This window comes from Streptomyces murinus (genome assembly GCF_002154555.1).
Taxonomy (GTDB): domain Bacteria; phylum Actinomycetota; class Actinomycetes; order Streptomycetales; family Streptomycetaceae; genus Streptomyces; species Streptomyces murinus.
In genome coordinates, this window is sequence record NZ_MUNF01000096.1 from 1 (window position 1) to 15,936 (window position 15,936).

Genomic DNA, 15,936 nt, shown 5'->3' on the forward strand with positions numbered 1-15,936 from the left:
CCGTACGCGCCGCGCGGCGCGCGGTGTCCGCCGAGGGCGCGCTGGTCTCGGTGGGCGTCCTGCTCACCGGGCTCTGTCTGACCGCCGTCGCCGCGGTCGGCGGCGGGCTCGCCCTGGACGGCCGGATCGGTCTGGGCCGGCTGATCGCGGTGCTCGGTCTCGCCCAGTTCGTGAACGGCCCGATGCGGGTCGTCGGTGCCGCCCACGCACGCTACGTCCGCGCCCTCGCCTCGGCCGCGCGCGTCCACGAGGTGCTGGGCATGCCACCTGCCGTACCGGAACCCGCGGCGGCCCGGTCCCCGCTGCCGCCGCACGGGAAGCCGGCGGACCCCGTCGCGGACCGCCGTACACCGACCCCGCCGGACACCGGAGTCGGGGCGGCTTCGGGGAAGGCGCCCGGTACCCTCGACTTCCGCGAGGTACCGCTGCCGGGCGGGAGCCGGGCCGAGTGGTCCGTCCCGGCCGGTGAGATGACCGGCCTCGTGTGCGCCGACCCCGCCGACGCCGACGCGATCGCCCTGCTGCTGGCCCGCGAGGAGGACCCCGGGGGCGGCCGCATCCTGCTGGACGGCACCGATCTGACGGCGCTCCGGCTGACCGCGCTCAGAACCACCGTGCTGGTCAGCCACCACGAACCGGTGCTGCTGCCCGGCACCGTGGCCGACAACCTGGCCGCCCTCACCAAGGACACCACCGCAGTGACCGAAGCCGCCCGGGCCTCCTTCGCCGACGAGGTCGTACGTGCCCTGCCGCACGGCGCGCACACCACGGTCGGCGACCGCGGCGAGACCCTCTCCGGCGGCCAGCGCCAGCGCATCGCCCTGGGGCGCGCCCTCGCCGCCCGGCCACCCGTGCTGGTGCTGCACGACCCCACCACCGCCGTGGACGCGGCCACGGAGGACGCCATCGCCGACCGGGTCCGGCGGATACGGGAACGCCGCACCACCCTGGTCATCACGACCAGCCCGGCCTGGCTCGCGCGCTGCGACCGGGTCGTCCACGTGCCCGCGACGGAGCGGGTGGTGACGCCGTGACGACCCCCGTGACCGCGACGACGCTGCTCCCCGTCGCCACCGCGCGGCAGACCCGCGCCGGGCTGCGCGACGCCCTGCGCGGCCGGCGGCCGGCGCTGTGGGCGGCCCTCGCCGCGCTCGTCCTGGACAGCGCCCTGACCCTGGCGGGCCCGGTGGCGATCGGCCGGATCACCCAGGCCGTCGCCGACCACCGCGGTCCGAGCGCGCTGATCGGTCCTGTCCTGCTCCTGACCGCCGCCGCCGTGGCCGGCGCGCTCACCGCGTGGGCCGCCACGGTGCTGCTGGCCCGGGTCGTCCTGGCGGTGACGGGCCGGCTGCGCGAGGACGCCGTCACCTCGGCGCTCGCCGTGCCTGTGGACGCCGTGGAGGCGGGCGGCACCGGCGACCTGGTCGCCCGGGTCTCCGGCGACACGGAACGGATCGCGGACGCCGCCTCCGGAGCGCTCGGCGACTTCGCCGCGGCGGCGCTCACCATTCTCGCCGCGCTCGCCGGACTGGCCGCGCTGGACTGGCGGTTCGCCGTCGCCGGACTCCTCGCGGTGCCCCTCCAGGCGCACACCCTGCGCTGGTATCTGCGCACCTCGCAGCCGCTCTACGCGGCCGGCCGCACCGCCGAGGGCCGCCGCGCCTCGGCACTGCTCGGCGCGTTCACCGCGCTGCCCACCCTGCGCGCCCTGCGCCTCGGACCGGGCCGGTACGCCCGCGTGGAGGAGGCATCCGAGGCGGCGATGTCGTACGAGTTCCGGGCGACCCGCGCGGCCACCCGCTTCTACGGGCGGCTCAACATCGCCGAGTTCACCGGTCTGAGCGCGGTCCTCCTCGTGGCCTGGGCCCTGGTCCATTCCGGGCGCGCCGATGTGGGGGCCGCGACCACGGCGGCCCTCTTCTTCGTCGGGCTGTTCGACCCGGTGAACACCCTGCTCGGCACGTTCGACACCGTGCAGCAGGCGACTGCCGCGCTCGCCCGGGTCGTCGGCGTCACCCTGGGCGCGCCGGTGTCCGAAGGGCGCCCGCAGGCGTCGCCCGGCCGACCGGCGGAGGGGATCGCCGTGCGTGGTGTCCGCCACCGGTACGGGGACGGCCCCGATGTCCTGCACGGCATCGACCTCGACATCCGCCCCGGGCAGCGGCTGGCCGTCGTCGGCGCGACCGGCTCGGGCAAGTCCACGCTGGCGACGCTGATCGCCGGGATGCGCGCGCCGTACGCGGGCGGCGTCACGCTCGACGGCGTCCCCACGGCCGGCCTCGCCCGCCCGGGCGCGCCGGGGAACCGCAGGATCGTACTGGTCACCCAGGAGCACCACCTCTTCCCCGGGACGGTGGCCGACAACCTCCGGCTCGCGTGCCGGGAGGCGTCGGACGAGCGGCTCGGGGCCGCGCTCGCCGTCGTGGACGCGGCGGACTGGACCGCCGCCCTGCCGGACGGGCTCGACACCGCCGTCGGCCGGGGCGGTATCCGGCTGACGGCTCGTCAGGTGCAGCAACTCGCCCTCGCGCGCGTTCTGTTGATCGACCCCGAGGTGGTGGTGCTGGACGAGGCGACGGCCGAGGCGGGCAGCGACATGGCCCAGTCCCTCGACCGGGCCGCCCTGGCGGTGACCGAGGGCCGGACCGCGGTCGTGGTGGCGCACCGGCTCTCCCAGGCGGAAACGGCCGATGTCGTGGTGGTGATGGAGAACGGCCGGGTGGTCGAGCGGGGACGGCCCGACGAACTGCGCGCTGCGGGCGGCGCCTACGCCAGGCTGTGGGCGTCCTGGACGTACGGGCGGTGACGGGCCCGGTCAGACGCTTCCGTGGCGGTCGTGTGCCCGGCGATCGTGCACCCGCCCCAGCTTGCGGCCCACCAGGAGGTAACCGAGCAGCGCGCCGGACGTGTTGAGGATGACGTCGTCCACGTCGAAGGCCCGTCCGGTGACCAGGGCGCCCTGGGCCATCTCCACCAGCAGCATCACGGCCGCGGTCAGCAGCAGTACCCGCCAGATGCCCCGGGCGCCCGGCGCGAGCACCGGCACCAGTATCCCGAACGGCACGCCCAGCAGGATGTTGCCGCCGATCTGCTTGACGGTGTCCCGCAGTCCGGGCTGGTCCAGATAGGCCCTGATGGAGCGGCCGGGACGCAGATTGCTGTGCACCAGGGAGACCGAAGCCGGGGACGGCTCCAGGGTGATCTTGGCCAGGACGACGGCGAAGCCCACCATGAGGACGAAGGCGCACAGCATCGCCAGCATCCGGACCGGCAGGGGGAGAACGTGCCGACGGCGCACGGGCTTTGCCGCTTCGGCGCGCTCCGCCTCGGCGGCCTCACGCGTGCGGTCCGCCTTCGCGCGCCGGAATGCGCCGCCGCTCCAGCGCGCCCGCGCCTTCGCGAGGCGACTCGTCCGGGACGCGCGGCCGGTCGAGGCGGTGCGTGAGAACAGAGCGGTGCGGGTCATCGGTCCTCCAGTCGTCAACGACCCTGAAACAGCGGGTGGTTCACCCGTAGGAGACGTGCACGTCCTTGAAGCCGAGGGAGTGCAGCAGACCCTCCAGCATGTCCGTGGTGTTGCTCTCGGCCCGCGCGGTCAGTCCGCTGTCCTTGGCCGCCTCGCCGATGTGGGACACGGCGAGCTTCTGTACGGCGTGCTCGCTGTCGGGGTTGTCCGAGAACAGGTCGCCCAGGCGGTCGAGCAGTCCGCGCTGCTTGGAGACGGCGTAGGAGTGGTCGGCGTCCAGGGCGGGCTTGCCCAGTCGCGCGTGGGGGAGCCGCAAGGTGGCCGACGTACGGTCCTTGTCCACCGTCACGTCCTTGTCGCCGACCCGGCCGAGGTCCACGTACGCCTCCACGGTGCCGGCGCCGACGTACAGCGTGCGGGTGCCGCGCAGGGCGTCCGGCAGGTACTTGGCGTCCTTCTCCAGGTCGACGACCACCTGGAAGTTGCCCGAGGCCGCGTCGTAACGGCTCATGTCGTCGATGGACTTGAGGAGAGCGGGACCCGAGCGGTCGTGCGTCTCGGTGCCGAGCAGATCCTTGACGCCCGGGAGCACGGCCAGCCTGATCCCGGCGAACAGCACCGCGAGCACCACCACGAGGGCGGTCACCGCCTTCGCCCAGCCGGGCATCCGTCGGGGCGGCCGCTTGAGGTCGGTCGACATCCGGCACCCCTCCTTCCTGCTGTCCGGATTCCCCCCAAACCCCGTAACAGACCACCGAGTTACCGGAAGAAACCTCCCTCTTCCCGGACGGAGGGCCCCCGGCCGTGGCGACCGGCAGCGGATGGCTTACTCTCCCCTTTTCCAGAATCACAGGGGGGCATGATGCGGATGAAGCGTGCGCACAGACGGCTGACGGCGGTCGTGGTGAGCGGTTTGCTCGGTGCGGTCGTGGTGAGTTGCGGGCCGGGACACCAGGGAGCCGCCGACGGTGGCGGGCCGCGGCAGGGCAGGGGCGGCGCCGGTTCGACGAGCCGGACCGAGGCCGCGTACCCCGGCCTTGCCGACGTGCCCGAGAAGGTGGAGCCGGACGGCTCGACGGTTCTGGTGGGCGACCCCGGGGCGAGGATGACCGTGCGCCTCTACGAGGACCCGCGGTGCCCGGTCTGCAAGGAATTCGAGACCGAGGGCGGGGGCCCGGTCCTGACCGAGTGGGTGCTGCGGCACAAGGCCAAGGTCGAGTACACGATGGCGTCGTTCCTGGACCCGCGGCTGGGCGGAGACGGGTCGAAGAAGGCGGTCAACGCGCTGCGCGCGGCACTGGAGAGGGGGAAGTTCGCCGAGTACCACGCCGTCCTCTACCAGAACCAGCCCGCCGAGGAGGTGGACGGGTTCACCGACGCGCGCCTGCTGCAACTGGCGGGGAAGGTCAAGGGATTGCGGAGCCCCTCCTTCGACGCCGCGGTGAGGTCGATGAAGTACCGGGGCTTCGTGAACTCCGCCGAGAGCGCCTACGCCGCCGCCGGCCACGGCGACGGGCACGCCGGGCCGGGCACACCGACGGCCGTGGTGAACGGGTATCAGATCCCGGTCGAGTCCAACGGGCTCCTGTTCGACCCGGGTGTCTTCGGCAAATTCCTGACACTGGCGGACGGCCCGTCCGCGTAAGGCGCGAAGGCGCCCGGCGGCCGGTCCGTTCACCGGCAGCCGGCCGCCTCGTGGGACGTCCCCGAGGTCACAGATCCGTCGCCTTCTTGGCCGCCGTCTTACCGGGGTTGGTGAGCACCAGCCCCATGCGGTCGATCTGTACCAGCGGCTTGTTCCCCACGTGGTCCTTCGACGTCAGGAGGATGAACGCCGCGTCGAACTGCTCCTCGGTGAGCTGGAGTCGGCTGACCGCGTCGTGCTTCTCGCCCGGGATCCGGAACTTGGGCGCGGCCTTGAGTGCCGCCATCACGGCCCGTGCGACCGGGTCGGTCTTCCACGCGGGCGCCGCCTCCTCCACCGCCTGGGCGGACTGCTCACCCGCCGACGGCCCGTTGACCGGACCGGGAATCGCGGGCGGATCGAGCTTCAGCTCCTCGGCCTTCTTCCAGTACCGCGCCGACTCCTCCTCGTGGTTCTTGCGGAACCGGTCGAGCGTGTCGGCGATCAGCTGGGAGTAGTCCTGGCCCGTCGCCGGATTGCGCGGCGCCTTGTAAGGGTCGTAGGCGACACCGAAGTTGGCCGCCATGTCCATCACGAAGTGATAGCGGTGGATGTCCGTGAGGTCGCGCCGGTAGTCCGTGTACCACAGGGCCAGCAGCGAATAGGCGATGGCCTCCTTGACCGCCGGGTCGGCACCGGTCGTGTCGGCCAGCTTCATCAGCTTGCCCGTCGTCCGCGAGGGCCCCAGCGACACCGGGTAGCCGAGGTGCCCGGCGGTCCGCACCTGGTCGTTGAGCTGGTTCGGCGTCGCCATGGCCCCCCGGAACGTGTTGGGTACCGGCGTCCGCTCCAGATCGCCGACGCTCCCGCCCGCCCCGTCACCGAGCGCCCAGGCGGGCGAGTTCCGCGGGCCCGCGAGCTTCGCCCCGTCCTTGAGTACGTATCCCTTGAACTGCTCCTCGGAGACCGTGACATGCTGTTCGAGATCCTTGATGTCGTAGAGGATCTCGGCGATGTCATGGATGGCACTGATGAGCGTGGCGAAGCCCTGCGCCTCGGGGTTGCCGAGGATCCCGTCCAGCGTCTTCTCGCCGAACTCGATGTACGGCAGATAGAGCCGCCGCACCGACGCCAGTTCCGCCACGGTCTTCGAGAGCATGTCCTCCAGTTTCGTCACCTGCGTCCGCTGCTCCCCGAGCCACGGCCGCAGGGAGTTCGCGACGAATCCGGCCAGTACCTCCTTGATCTTCGCGTCGACCGCCACGTCGTCGGAGATCGCCTTCTCCACGTCGGCGACCGGCAGGGCGTTGACCCGGTCCAGCACGGCGGCGGCCGCCTCGTCCATCGTCGCGTAGGAGCGGGCGAGCGCGTCCCGGGGTCCGCGCTTGCTCTTCGCGGTGGCCTGGGGCGTGGACTGCTTCGGCGCCGTGATCCACTCGTCGAGCACCTTCATGATCGCCGGCTTGTTCTTCGTGTCCTCCCAGGCGCTGATCAGCTCCGGATCCGTGAGCTCCGCCCGTATGTCCGTGTACGCGGGCTCCGCCGCCTTCGCCTCGCCCTTCTGCCCGAGGACCAGCAGCCGCTGCACCGACGGCCGCCCCGCAGGCGTCGCCCCGGAGGCGTCCGCCGGTCCGTGCGCCGCCGCGCCGGCCGGTGATCCGCGCAGGACCCGGTGCGCGGTCGCCTCCGCCTCCCGTTCGAAGCGGTCCGACGGATCGGACACCCGCAGTCCGTCGCCCGTCTCCGTGCCCGCGACCGGTCCCCGACGCTGCTGGATGACATGGGTGAGCTCGTGCGCGAGGGTGTGGCGGTCCCCGCCCCCGTCGCCGATCACGATGTGGTTGCCCGAGGTGTAGGCACGCGCCCCCATGGCGGCCGCGGACGCCCTGGCCCGGGCGTCGCTGTGCACCCGCACATCGGAGAAGTCCGCGCCCAGCCGCGCCTCCATGTCGGTGCGCACACCTTCGTCCAGCGGCTGGCCCCCGGTGCGCAGGACGTCATGGACGGCGGACCGCTGCACCTCGGCCCCACCGGCCCGGCGCAGCATCTGGACGACCGCCGCGTTGCCGACCGCGGCCTGGAGCCCGAGCAGCCCGGCCGGCTGCGCGGCCGGGGCGGGGTCCGCTCTGCGGGAAGAGGTACGGTCCCTGCCGATCCCGGTGGCTTTGGCGTCCTCGTGATCACGCAAGGGGTCTCTCCTCCAAGATGTGTTGATCAACTTCTTTCTGGATACGTGTTCGCGAGCGTCGGCGCCAGGTACGAAGGGGCAGCATGAGCGGCCCGGACGGGCAACCCGGAGGGGTTCGGGACCGCCGGTACGGCGCAGGCCACCGGGGTCGGACGCTTAGCAATGGGCCTCGTGGGAAGTCGGGGTGCACAACTCGCCTCCGGGGGACTGATGGGGCGGGGCGGTTTCCGGGCGCGGTTGCCGGCGTTCGGCCGTCACCTAGGAGAGCGCGTGACCGTTCGTATCGGAGTGGAAGAGGAGTTCCACATCGTCGAGGTGGAGACGGGCCGACTCGCCCCGCGGGCCGACGCCGTGCTGAAGGGTCTCCCCGAACCCACCTTCACGACCGAGTTGCAGCAGGCGGCCGTGGAGACGAACAGTGGTGTGCATGAGACTCTCGCCGACCTGTACGACGATGTGACCGGCGCCAGGCGTCGGCTCGATGCCGCGGCGAACGCGCACGGACTGGCCGTCGTGGCCGCCGGTACCGTGCCGCTGGCCCGCGCCGAGGACACCCGCCCCACCCCCGGGCGCCGATATCGCCGTATGGTCGACGACTACCGCCTGGTCGCCGACGAGCAGCTGATCTGCGGGACCCATGTCCACGTCGACGTACCCGACCGGGACCTGGCCGTCCGCGTCATGTGCGAGGTGTCCCCGTGGCTGCACGCGCTGCTGGCCCTCTCCGCCAGTTCCCCCTTCTGGGCGAACAGCGACACCGGGTACGCCAGCTGGCGGACCATGGTCTGGCAGCGCTGGCCCACCGCGGGCCCGCCCGGCTGTTTCGCCGACGCCGCCGAGTACGACGCGGTGGTGCAGGGCCTGGTCCGGTCCGGCGTCATCAGCGACGTGGGAATGATCTACTACGACATCCGGCCCTCCGCCCACCAGCAGACCCTTGAACTGCGCATCTGCGACGCCTGCCCCCGCGCCGAGACGGTCGTACTGATCGCCGGGCTCTTCCGCGCCCTGGTGACCGACGCCCGCGCGCGACTGGCGGCGGCGGAGCCACCCACCTGCCCGGGCCGGCACGAATGGCTGCGCGCCGCCGCCTGGCGGGCCGCGCGGTCGGGCCTGGAAGGCGCCCTGATCGACCCCGCGACCCGGCGCGAGGCGCCCGCGGCCCAGGTCGTCCGGGGCCTGCTGGGCCGGGTGCGCCCGGCGCTGGAGGCCGCCGGGGACTGGCCCACCGTCCGGGGCCTGGCCGAACGCGCGCTCGCGGACGGCAGCGCCGCCCACCGCATCCGTCGTACGGCCCACCACGACGACCTGCTGGCCTGCACGGATCTGGCGATCGCGGAGACCCGGGGCGAGGAGCGCCCGCGCTCACGGCGCACCGCACCCGCCCGCCGCGTCGCCTCCCCGGGGCAGGCCGCCGCGTAGCCACCCCCTATCGCGAAGGAGAAGCATCCCCGTGTCGACCAGCCCCGGCCACATGCCGGTGCGCGGCCTCCCGCGCATCTCACCGCCGCACCTGCCGTACCCGCTGCATCCGCCGCGCTCCCCGCGCGATCCGTACACGCACCGGGGAGGTGGTCGCGGATGTGCGGCCTGAGCGGGGAGATGCGCTTCGACGGCATGCGGCCCGATCTGGCGGCCGTGGAGCGGATGAGCGACCGGCTCGCCCCCCGCGGCCCCGACGGGCAGGGGGTCTGGACGCGGGACGCCGTGGCCCTCGGGCACCGCCGTCTGAAGATCATCGACCTCTCCGAGCGCGGGGCCCAGCCCCTGACCGACACCGCCGGAGAGGTCACCGGCGTCTTCAACGGTTGCATCTACAACTACCGGGAGCTGCGGGCGGAACTGGTCTCCCTCGGGCACCGGTTCCGGTCCACCTCCGACACCGAGGTCGTCCTTGCGGCGTACCGGCAGTGGGGCACCGCCTGCGTCGACCACTTCCACGGCATGTTCGCCATCGCCCTGGTCGAACACCGGACCGGCCGGCTGATCCTGATCCGCGACCGGCTCGGCATCAAGCCCCTCTACCTGGCGCGGACCCCCGGGCGGCTGCGCTTCGCCTCCTCGCTGCCCGCGCTGCTCGCGGCCGGCGACGTCGACACCTCGCTGGACCCGGCCGCCCTGCACCAGTACCTCAGCTGGCACGCGACCGTGGCCGCGCCCCGCACCGTGCTGGCGGGGGTGCGCAAGCTCTCCCCGGCCACCGTGCGGGTCGTCGAACCGGACGGCACCCACCGGGACCACCGCTACTGGCAGCCGTCGTACACCCGCCGCCCCGAGCACCTCGGCATGGACGCCGCCGAGTGGCGGGACGCGGTGCTGGACGCGCTGCGCACCGCCGTCCAGCGGCGCATGGTCGCGGACGTCCCGGTCGGCGTCCTGCTGTCCGGGGGACTGGACTCCAGCCTGATCGTGGCCCTGCTGGCCGAAGAGGGGCAGCGGGACCTGGCCACGTTCAGCGTGGGCTTCGAGGCGGAGGCCGGTGACGAGGGCGACGAGTTCTGGTACTCCGACCTGGTGGCCCGGGAGTTCGCCACCGACCACCATCAGCTGCTGGTCCCCTCGCGGCGCGTGTCCACGGCCCTGGACGGGGCGGTCGCGGCGATGAGCGAGCCCATGATGAGCCATGACGTGGTCGCCTTCCATCTGCTGTCCGAGCAGGTCTCGCGCAGCGTCAAGGTCGTCCAGAGCGGGCAGGGCGCCGACGAGGTCTTCGCCGGCTACCACTGGTACCCGCGCCTGGCCGACGCGCCCCGCGAGGAGGAGCCGCAGCGGTACGCCGAGACCTACTTCGACCGGCCGCACCAGGACCTCTCCGCCATCCTGCGCCCCGACATGCTGACCGAGGACGACGTGTCCGGCCGGTTCGTGCGGGAGCACATGGCGGTGCCCGGGGCCGAGACGGCGCTCGACGCCGCCCTGCGCCTGGACACCCACGTCATGCTGGCCGACGACCCGGTCAAGCGGGTCGACAACATGACCATGGACTGGGGTCTGGAGGCCCGGGTGCCGTTCCTCGATCACGAACTGGTGGAGCTGGCGGCCGCGTGCCCGCCGGAGCTGAAGCTGGCCGACGGCGGCAAGGGCGTCCTGAAGGAGGCGGGCCGCAAACTCCTGCCGCCCGAGGTGGTCGACCGCCCCAAGGGCTACTTCCCCGTCCCGGCGATCACCCATATGGCCGGACCCGTGCTGGAAAAGGTGCGCGAGGCGCTCAGCGCCCCCGAGGCGAAACGGCGCGGCGTCTTCCAGGACTCCTACGTCACCGCACTCCTCGCCGCCCCCGACCGTCACCGCACCAAGCGCGGAGCGAACGCGCTGTGGCAGGTGGCTTTGCTGGAGATATGGCTTCAAACGCACGGAATCTGACCGCAGGGGACGCGACCGCGCGCCATCCGGCCGCGGAGCCCGTCGCGGAGCGCCCGCCCGACGTCGGCACGGCCGATGCCGGACGGCCCGCCACCGTGCGTCCGGAGGAGCGCACGACCGACGAGCGGCCTGCCGAGCGCACGGAGGAGGGCACGGAGGAGCGCACGGACGGGGCCGGCGCCCCGCTCCCGGCGGGCTCCGACGGACTGACCGCCGCCTTCGCCGCGCCCGCCCGCATCCCGCTGCCGGACGCCTCCGGGCCCCGCGACGCGCCGACGCGGCTCATCGCGCACGGCTGCTGGTACCCCTCGGCCGATCCGTCCGGCACCCGGCTCGCCTTCATCTGCGACCGGGGCGGCGTACCGCAGCTGTGGACGGGCCCCGCCGACGGGGAGCCGGTACGACTGCTCGACGACGGCCCGGATCCCGTACGGGAGGTGTCCTGGTCACCCGACGGCCGCTGGATCGCCTACACCACGGCGCCCGGCGGCGGTGAGCACACCCGGGTGCTGTGCGTCCGCCCGGACGGCAGTGACCGGCAGATCCTGGCCGGCGCCGAACCGGGCAGCTCCGCCCATCTGGGCTGCTGGGCGCACGACGGATCGGCGGTCACGGTCACCGTCGCGGTCCCCACCGGACCGCCCGCCCCGCCGTCCCCGTCCGGTGCGGACACCGCGGCTGGCGACGGTCCGTCCGGCCCCGGCCGCGGCTTCGGCCTCGGCTCCGGCCTTTCCGACGGTCGTCTGCCGGACTGCTGGCGGGGCCGCGCGGGCGAGACGGAACTGCTCGGCCCGGCGCCCCACACGGACCGTGGCCCGGCCCTGCCGTCGCCCGCCGTCACGGTGGGGACGACGCCGACCGGCGCTCCCGGCGGCACCGGCTTCGGCGACGGGCTGTCGGCGTATCTGATCGACCCCGACGCGGTCGCCGCCCCCGTCCTGATCGCCGCCGTGCAGGACGCGGCGACACTGCGCGTGTGCGACCTCAGCCGCGACGGGTCGCTCGCCCTGCTGCGCCGGGGACCGCGCGGCCGGCGCGAGGCGGTCGTGCTGCGCACCGCCGACCATGTGACGACCTGTGTGCTGCCGGTGGCCGACGGGGACCCTTGGATCGGCAGCTTCTCCCCCCGAGCGGACGAGCTTCGGCTGCGCAGCAACGCCCACCGGGAGTTCGCGGTCCTGCTCACCGCCGAACTCGACCCGGACGGACGGCCGCTCGGCTGGTCGACCGTCGCCGCACGCGAGGGCAGCGACCTGGAACTGCTGCGGTACACCCGCGACGGCGCCACCGCCGTGCTCGCCTGGAACATCCGGGGCATGAGCGACGTGGAGATCCTGGACCCGGACACCGACACGGGCACGGACACGGACGGCCGGCCGGAAGAGGGTACCGGCTCCGCGTCCCGCCACATCTCCCTGCCGCACGAGGTCGTCACCCGCGTCACCGACGCCAACTCCCGCCTCGCGCTGGCCCTTTCGGGATCCCGCCGTCGCCCCGGCATCTGGTGGCTGCCCGACGGCGCGACCCCGGTCCGCACCCCCTGGTCCTCCCGGGACGAGGATGCCGTCCCGCCCGGCCGCCCGCCCGTACGGCCGGTCCCGCTGCGCCCCACCGCCCGGGACGGGCTGCCGTTGAACGGCTGGTACTACCGCGCACCGGGGCGCGCGCCCGGCGAACCGGCGCCCTGTGTCATCCATCTGCACGGCGGCCCCGAGGACCAGGAACGTCCCGTCCTCGACCCGCTGTACCACGAGATCCTCGGGCGGGGGCTGGACATCTTCGCGCCCGATGTACGCGGATCCTCCGGCTACGGCCGGTCGTTCGTCGACGCCGACCTGGGAAGGGGCCGGTTCGCCGCCCTCGACGATGTGGCGGACTGCACCGCACACGCCGTACTGGCCGGTCCGGCCGACCCGTCCCGGCTCGCGGTGATGGGCCGTTCGTACGGCGGCTATCTCACCTTCGCCTCCCTGGTCTGGCACCCGGACCTCTTCCGCACCGGCGTCGCGGTGTGCGGGATGTCGGACCTGGCGACGTTCTTCGAGGGCACCGAACCCTGGATCGCCCAGTCGGCGGCCCACAAGTACGGCCATCCCGAACGCGACCGCGAACTGCTGCGCGAGCTCTCGCCGATGACCCGTATCGACGCGCTGCGGGCACCCGTGTTCGCGGTGCACGGGGAGCACGACACCAATGTGCCGCCCAGGGAGTCGGAGCAGTTCGTACGGGCGGCACGCGAGCGGGGTGTGCCCGCCGAACTCCTCACCCTGCGCGAGGAAGGACACGACTTCCTCCGTGCCGACAACCGCAGGCTCTTCCGCCGTGCCGCCGCCGACTGGCTGCAACGGCACCTGAACAGCTGAGGAGTTGGCCGGTTGCCGGCTCCGACTCCCGTCCTACCGGCGCGGGTCCCAGGGGCTCGGGCCCGTTCCCTCGCGCCACGCCTCCAGTTCCTGCCCGTCCATGCAGACGATGCCGCACTGGCGCGCGTAGTCGAGCGCGGGTGCGGTGAACTCGCTGGTGGTGACGAGCGCCGCCACATCGGCCTCGTGAATGGTGAAACAGGTGCCGCCGAAGCGCTGCATGTCCTGTGAGCCCACCTTGTTGGCGTCGCCGTACTGCTTGCACTGGATGACCACGCGCAGCCCCTCCGCCGTGACCGCGACGACGTCCGCGCCCAGATCACCGGCGCCGCCCACCACCTCCACCTCGCCGCAGCCCTCCCGGACGCACAGCTCGGCGATGGCCTGCTCGAAGCCATCGGGGTCCAACTCGGCATAGGCGTCGGGGGAGTCGAGGAGAAGCGTGGGCTCCTCCCCGTCCCCGCCGGGCACGGCGATGTCCACCGGCGCGAGGTCGAGACTGTCGGACGCCGCCTCGGCCCCCGCCTCCAGCGCGCGGGCGGCCCGCCTGGCGTACCTCCCGGCGGACAGCCTCCGCCGACCCGGCCACCAGAGCAGGCACCCGGCGACGGCGAGCACGGCCAGGACGGCGGCCCACAGCGGACGACGCTCGACGACGCCCGCCGCCAGGCGCACCACGAGCGCCGGCAGGCAGAGGACGATCGCGAGCAGGACGAAGAACCAGGTGGTCGTCCGCAGATCGAACCGCCGGTCTCGGCGCACGCGCCGCAGAGGGCGCACCGGTATCGTCATCTGGCTCTCTTTCGGGCAGGGAACGGAGTGCGAAGACATACGGATGGCCGAGAGCGCCTACAGCTCTACAGCTCTACAGCTCTCGGGCTTGTTCAAGCGGCCAGTACCCGGGTCCTCTCGGCGGCCGCGCGGCGGTTCGCCCGGAGCCGGTCCAGGAGTCCGTCGGCCGCGGCGAGCGCCTCGTCCACCGTCCGGGTGCCGGTCATTGCGCAGAGGGCGGAGGAGGTGTCCTCCAACGCGCGGCTGGAGCGGCCGGTGGGCTGGAGGTCATGGCGGAAGCGGGCCTCGGCGAACCGGGCGAGCAGCGCGCGCACTTCCTTCTCGGCGGGTAGCGACACGGCAAAGTCCTCCCTGGCAAGACGGTGGATAGGGGGCATGACAGTGGATCGGTGATCTTCCTGCCCCGGCATCCCGGCTGCCCCCGCCGTGTCCCCGCATGCCCCGCTCCGGCGGCTTTCCGCACGTCATCGCGCCGACCGGCCGGCTTCCGTGCGCACATCGCCGCCCCGGGCGCGCAGCGGCACGCCCGCCTCGCCGAGCAGGCGATGCACAAAGCCGTACGACCGGCCGTGCGCCTCGGCGATGGCGCGGATCGACCGCCCCTCCCGGTACTCCCCGGCGAAGGCGTCGGCCAGTTCCTCGCGCGCGCCGCCCGTGATCCACTGTCCCTTGTTCATGATGATCTCCTTCTCGTCATGTCGAGACGTGATCACCGATTGCCCCCGCCACCGCTCCCCATGCACCCGAGCCGCCCGGCTTCAACGGGTATGTCAGTCAGCGGGGTTGAGTTCCGTGTACACCAACTCCACCAGTTCCTCGGCCTCCTGCGTGCGGGGATCGCCGGAGACTCTGTAGTAGCCGCCCAGGGTGGCGATCACGTCCGCCTGCGAGTCGTCGTACTCATGGCCATGGCCATGGCCGTCCCGTTCCCCCGCGGTCCCGGAGCCGGACGCCCGCCACCACCACACCCGGCTCCTGATCTCGTCCTTCGACAGGCCCCCTTCCAGGGTGATGTCCCGGCCCTGGACCTTCCCCGTGATCCTCGCTGAGTTCGCGTCGGTGGCCATCTGCCATGTCTCCTTTCGCCGCGGGGGAACGAGGGCGGTGCCGCGTCCCGATCTCCGCTGCGGATACCCCCGGACGTCCGTTTTCCACGGTTCCGGCAGGTCCATGGCTTGAACTGGTGAGGGGAGCAGGGGCGTTGACGGACATCAGTGCGCGGTCCAGCCGCCGTCCAGGGGGATCGAGCTGCCGGTCAGATGGGCGCTGTGTTCCGTGCACAGCCACAGGGCCGCCTCGGCGACCTCCACCGGCTCGATCAGCCGCTTGATCGCGGTGCGTTCCAGGAACACCTGGTCCAGCACGTCCGCCGCCGGGATGCCGTGGGCGCGCGCCTGGTCGGCGATCTGCCGCTCCACCAGGGGCGTGCGGACGTACCCGGGGTTGAGGCAGTTGCTGGTCACCCCGTGCGCGGCGCCCTCCAGGGCGACCACCTTGCTCAGCCCCTCCAGCGCGTGCTTCGCCGTGACGTAGGCCGATTTGTAGGCGCTGGCCCGCAGTCCGTGCACCGAGGAGATGTTCACCACCCGGCCCCACGCCCCCGCGTACATATGGGGCAGCGTGCGGCGCAGGATGCGGAACGGCGCCTCCACCATGACCCGTTGGATCAGCGTGAAGAGATCCGGCGGGAACTCATGGACCGGCGCGATGTGTTGCAGACCCGCGTTGTTGACCACGATGTCCGCGTCGCCCGGCAACGCGTCGACGGCCTCGGCCTCGGAGAGGTCGGCCACCACGGCGATGCCGCCGATCGCCCCGGCCACCTCCTTGGCCGCCTCGGCGGCCCGGTCCACCACATAGACCTCCGCACCGGCCGCGGCGAAGCCCTCCGCGCAGGCCCGGCCGATCCCGCTGGCCGCGCCGGTGACCAGGGCCTTGCGGCCGGCGAGGAACCGCGTCGAGGCCGGTCCGGCCGCGACAGGGGCACCGGGCCAGGGATGCTGGGGCGTCTTGGCACTGTCCATGGTCGGACACCGTAGGGAGGAACCCCGAGGCGGGACACGTGGATCACCGACACATTTCCGCACCTCGAAATGGGCGCCGCCACCATGCGCCGACGGCCGGACGACGCCGGACGACG

Annotated in this window: 14 protein-coding genes; 6 read left to right on the forward strand and 8 right to left on the reverse strand. The window is 73.1% G+C overall.

Features of this window, described 5'->3' with window-relative positions:
- Positions 1–1,034: ATP-binding cassette domain-containing protein (locus CCN72_RS07795; protein WP_143664058.1), on the forward strand; the 1,034-nt coding region annotated here is incomplete at its 5' end.
- Positions 1,031–2,806, forward strand: coding sequence for an ABC transporter ATP-binding protein (locus CCN72_RS07800; protein WP_086806868.1), 1,776 nt, complete (start codon positions 1,031–1,033; stop codon positions 2,804–2,806). The genes CCN72_RS07795 and CCN72_RS07800, both read left to right, overlap by 4 nt.
- A 9-nt stretch (positions 2,807–2,815) precedes the next feature.
- Here CCN72_RS07800 and CCN72_RS07805 read toward each other — a convergent pair whose 3' ends face one another.
- The gene (locus CCN72_RS07805; protein WP_086806869.1) at positions 2,816–3,466 is read right to left on the reverse strand and encodes a VanZ family protein; all 651 of its coding nucleotides are present in this window, start codon (positions 3,464–3,466) and stop codon (positions 2,816–2,818) included.
- A 40-nt stretch (positions 3,467–3,506) separates the two neighbouring features.
- The gene (locus tag CCN72_RS07810; RefSeq protein ID WP_086806870.1) at positions 3,507–4,166 is read right to left on the reverse strand and encodes a DUF4230 domain-containing protein; all 660 of its coding nucleotides are present in this window, start codon (positions 4,164–4,166) and stop codon (positions 3,507–3,509) included.
- Positions 4,167–4,334: 168 nt separating this feature from the next.
- Here CCN72_RS07810 and CCN72_RS07815 point away from each other — a divergent pair, with 168 nt between their 5' ends.
- Complete coding sequence (locus CCN72_RS07815; protein ID WP_086806871.1) at positions 4,335–5,111, forward strand: DsbA family protein; 777 nt, start codon at positions 4,335–4,337, stop codon at positions 5,109–5,111.
- A gap of 67 nt (positions 5,112–5,178) precedes the next feature.
- On the opposite strand, the gene CCN72_RS40330 is transcribed toward CCN72_RS07815, so the two are convergent.
- Positions 5,179–7,278: an eCIS core domain-containing protein gene (locus CCN72_RS40330; protein ID WP_425276128.1), complete on the reverse strand. Its 2,100-nt coding sequence runs from the start codon at positions 7,276–7,278 to the stop codon at positions 5,179–5,181.
- Between the two features lie 270 nt (positions 7,279–7,548).
- On the opposite strand from CCN72_RS40330, the gene CCN72_RS07825 reads away from it, so the two are divergent.
- The 3 genes from CCN72_RS07825 to CCN72_RS07835 all read left to right on the forward strand — a co-directional run bounded on the left by CCN72_RS07825 (position 7,549) and on the right by CCN72_RS07835 (position 13,004).
- A complete protein-coding gene (locus CCN72_RS07825) occupies positions 7,549–8,700 on the forward strand; it encodes a carboxylate-amine ligase (protein WP_244174150.1) in 1,152 nt (383 codons plus the stop codon).
- A 159-nt stretch (positions 8,701–8,859) separates the two neighbouring features.
- The gene (locus tag CCN72_RS07830; RefSeq protein WP_086806873.1) at positions 8,860–10,641 is read left to right on the forward strand and encodes an N-acetylglutaminylglutamine amidotransferase; all 1,782 of its coding nucleotides are present in this window, start codon (positions 8,860–8,862) and stop codon (positions 10,639–10,641) included.
- Positions 10,617–13,004 carry a prolyl oligopeptidase family serine peptidase gene (locus tag CCN72_RS07835; protein ID WP_086806874.1) on the forward strand — a complete coding sequence of 796 codons (2,388 nt, stop codon included), beginning with the start codon at positions 10,617–10,619 and terminating at the stop codon, positions 13,002–13,004. Before CCN72_RS07830 ends, CCN72_RS07835 begins: the two co-directional genes overlap by 25 nt.
- Positions 13,005–13,037: 33 nt before the next feature.
- On the opposite strand, the gene CCN72_RS07840 is transcribed toward CCN72_RS07835, so the two are convergent.
- The 5 genes from CCN72_RS07840 to CCN72_RS07860 form a co-directional block, all read right to left on the reverse strand.
- A complete protein-coding gene (locus CCN72_RS07840; protein ID WP_208637943.1) occupies positions 13,038–13,796 on the reverse strand; it encodes a restriction endonuclease in 759 nt (252 codons plus the stop codon).
- Between the two features lie 92 nt (positions 13,797–13,888).
- On the reverse strand, positions 13,889–14,134 hold the full coding sequence (locus tag CCN72_RS07845; RefSeq protein WP_086806875.1) for a DUF5133 domain-containing protein: 246 nt from the start codon (positions 14,132–14,134) through the stop codon (positions 13,889–13,891).
- 126 nt (positions 14,135–14,260) lie between these two features.
- A complete protein-coding gene (locus CCN72_RS07850) occupies positions 14,261–14,473 on the reverse strand; it encodes a helix-turn-helix domain-containing protein (RefSeq protein WP_037662375.1) in 213 nt (70 codons plus the stop codon).
- A gap of 93 nt (positions 14,474–14,566) precedes the next feature.
- Complete coding sequence (locus CCN72_RS07855; RefSeq protein ID WP_086806876.1) at positions 14,567–14,863, reverse strand: hypothetical protein; 297 nt, start codon at positions 14,861–14,863, stop codon at positions 14,567–14,569.
- A 144-nt stretch (positions 14,864–15,007) separates the two neighbouring features.
- On the reverse strand, positions 15,008–15,820 hold the full coding sequence (locus CCN72_RS07860) for a 3-hydroxybutyrate dehydrogenase (RefSeq protein WP_086806877.1): 813 nt from the start codon (positions 15,818–15,820) through the stop codon (positions 15,008–15,010).
- Positions 15,821–15,936 lie beyond the last annotated feature (116 nt).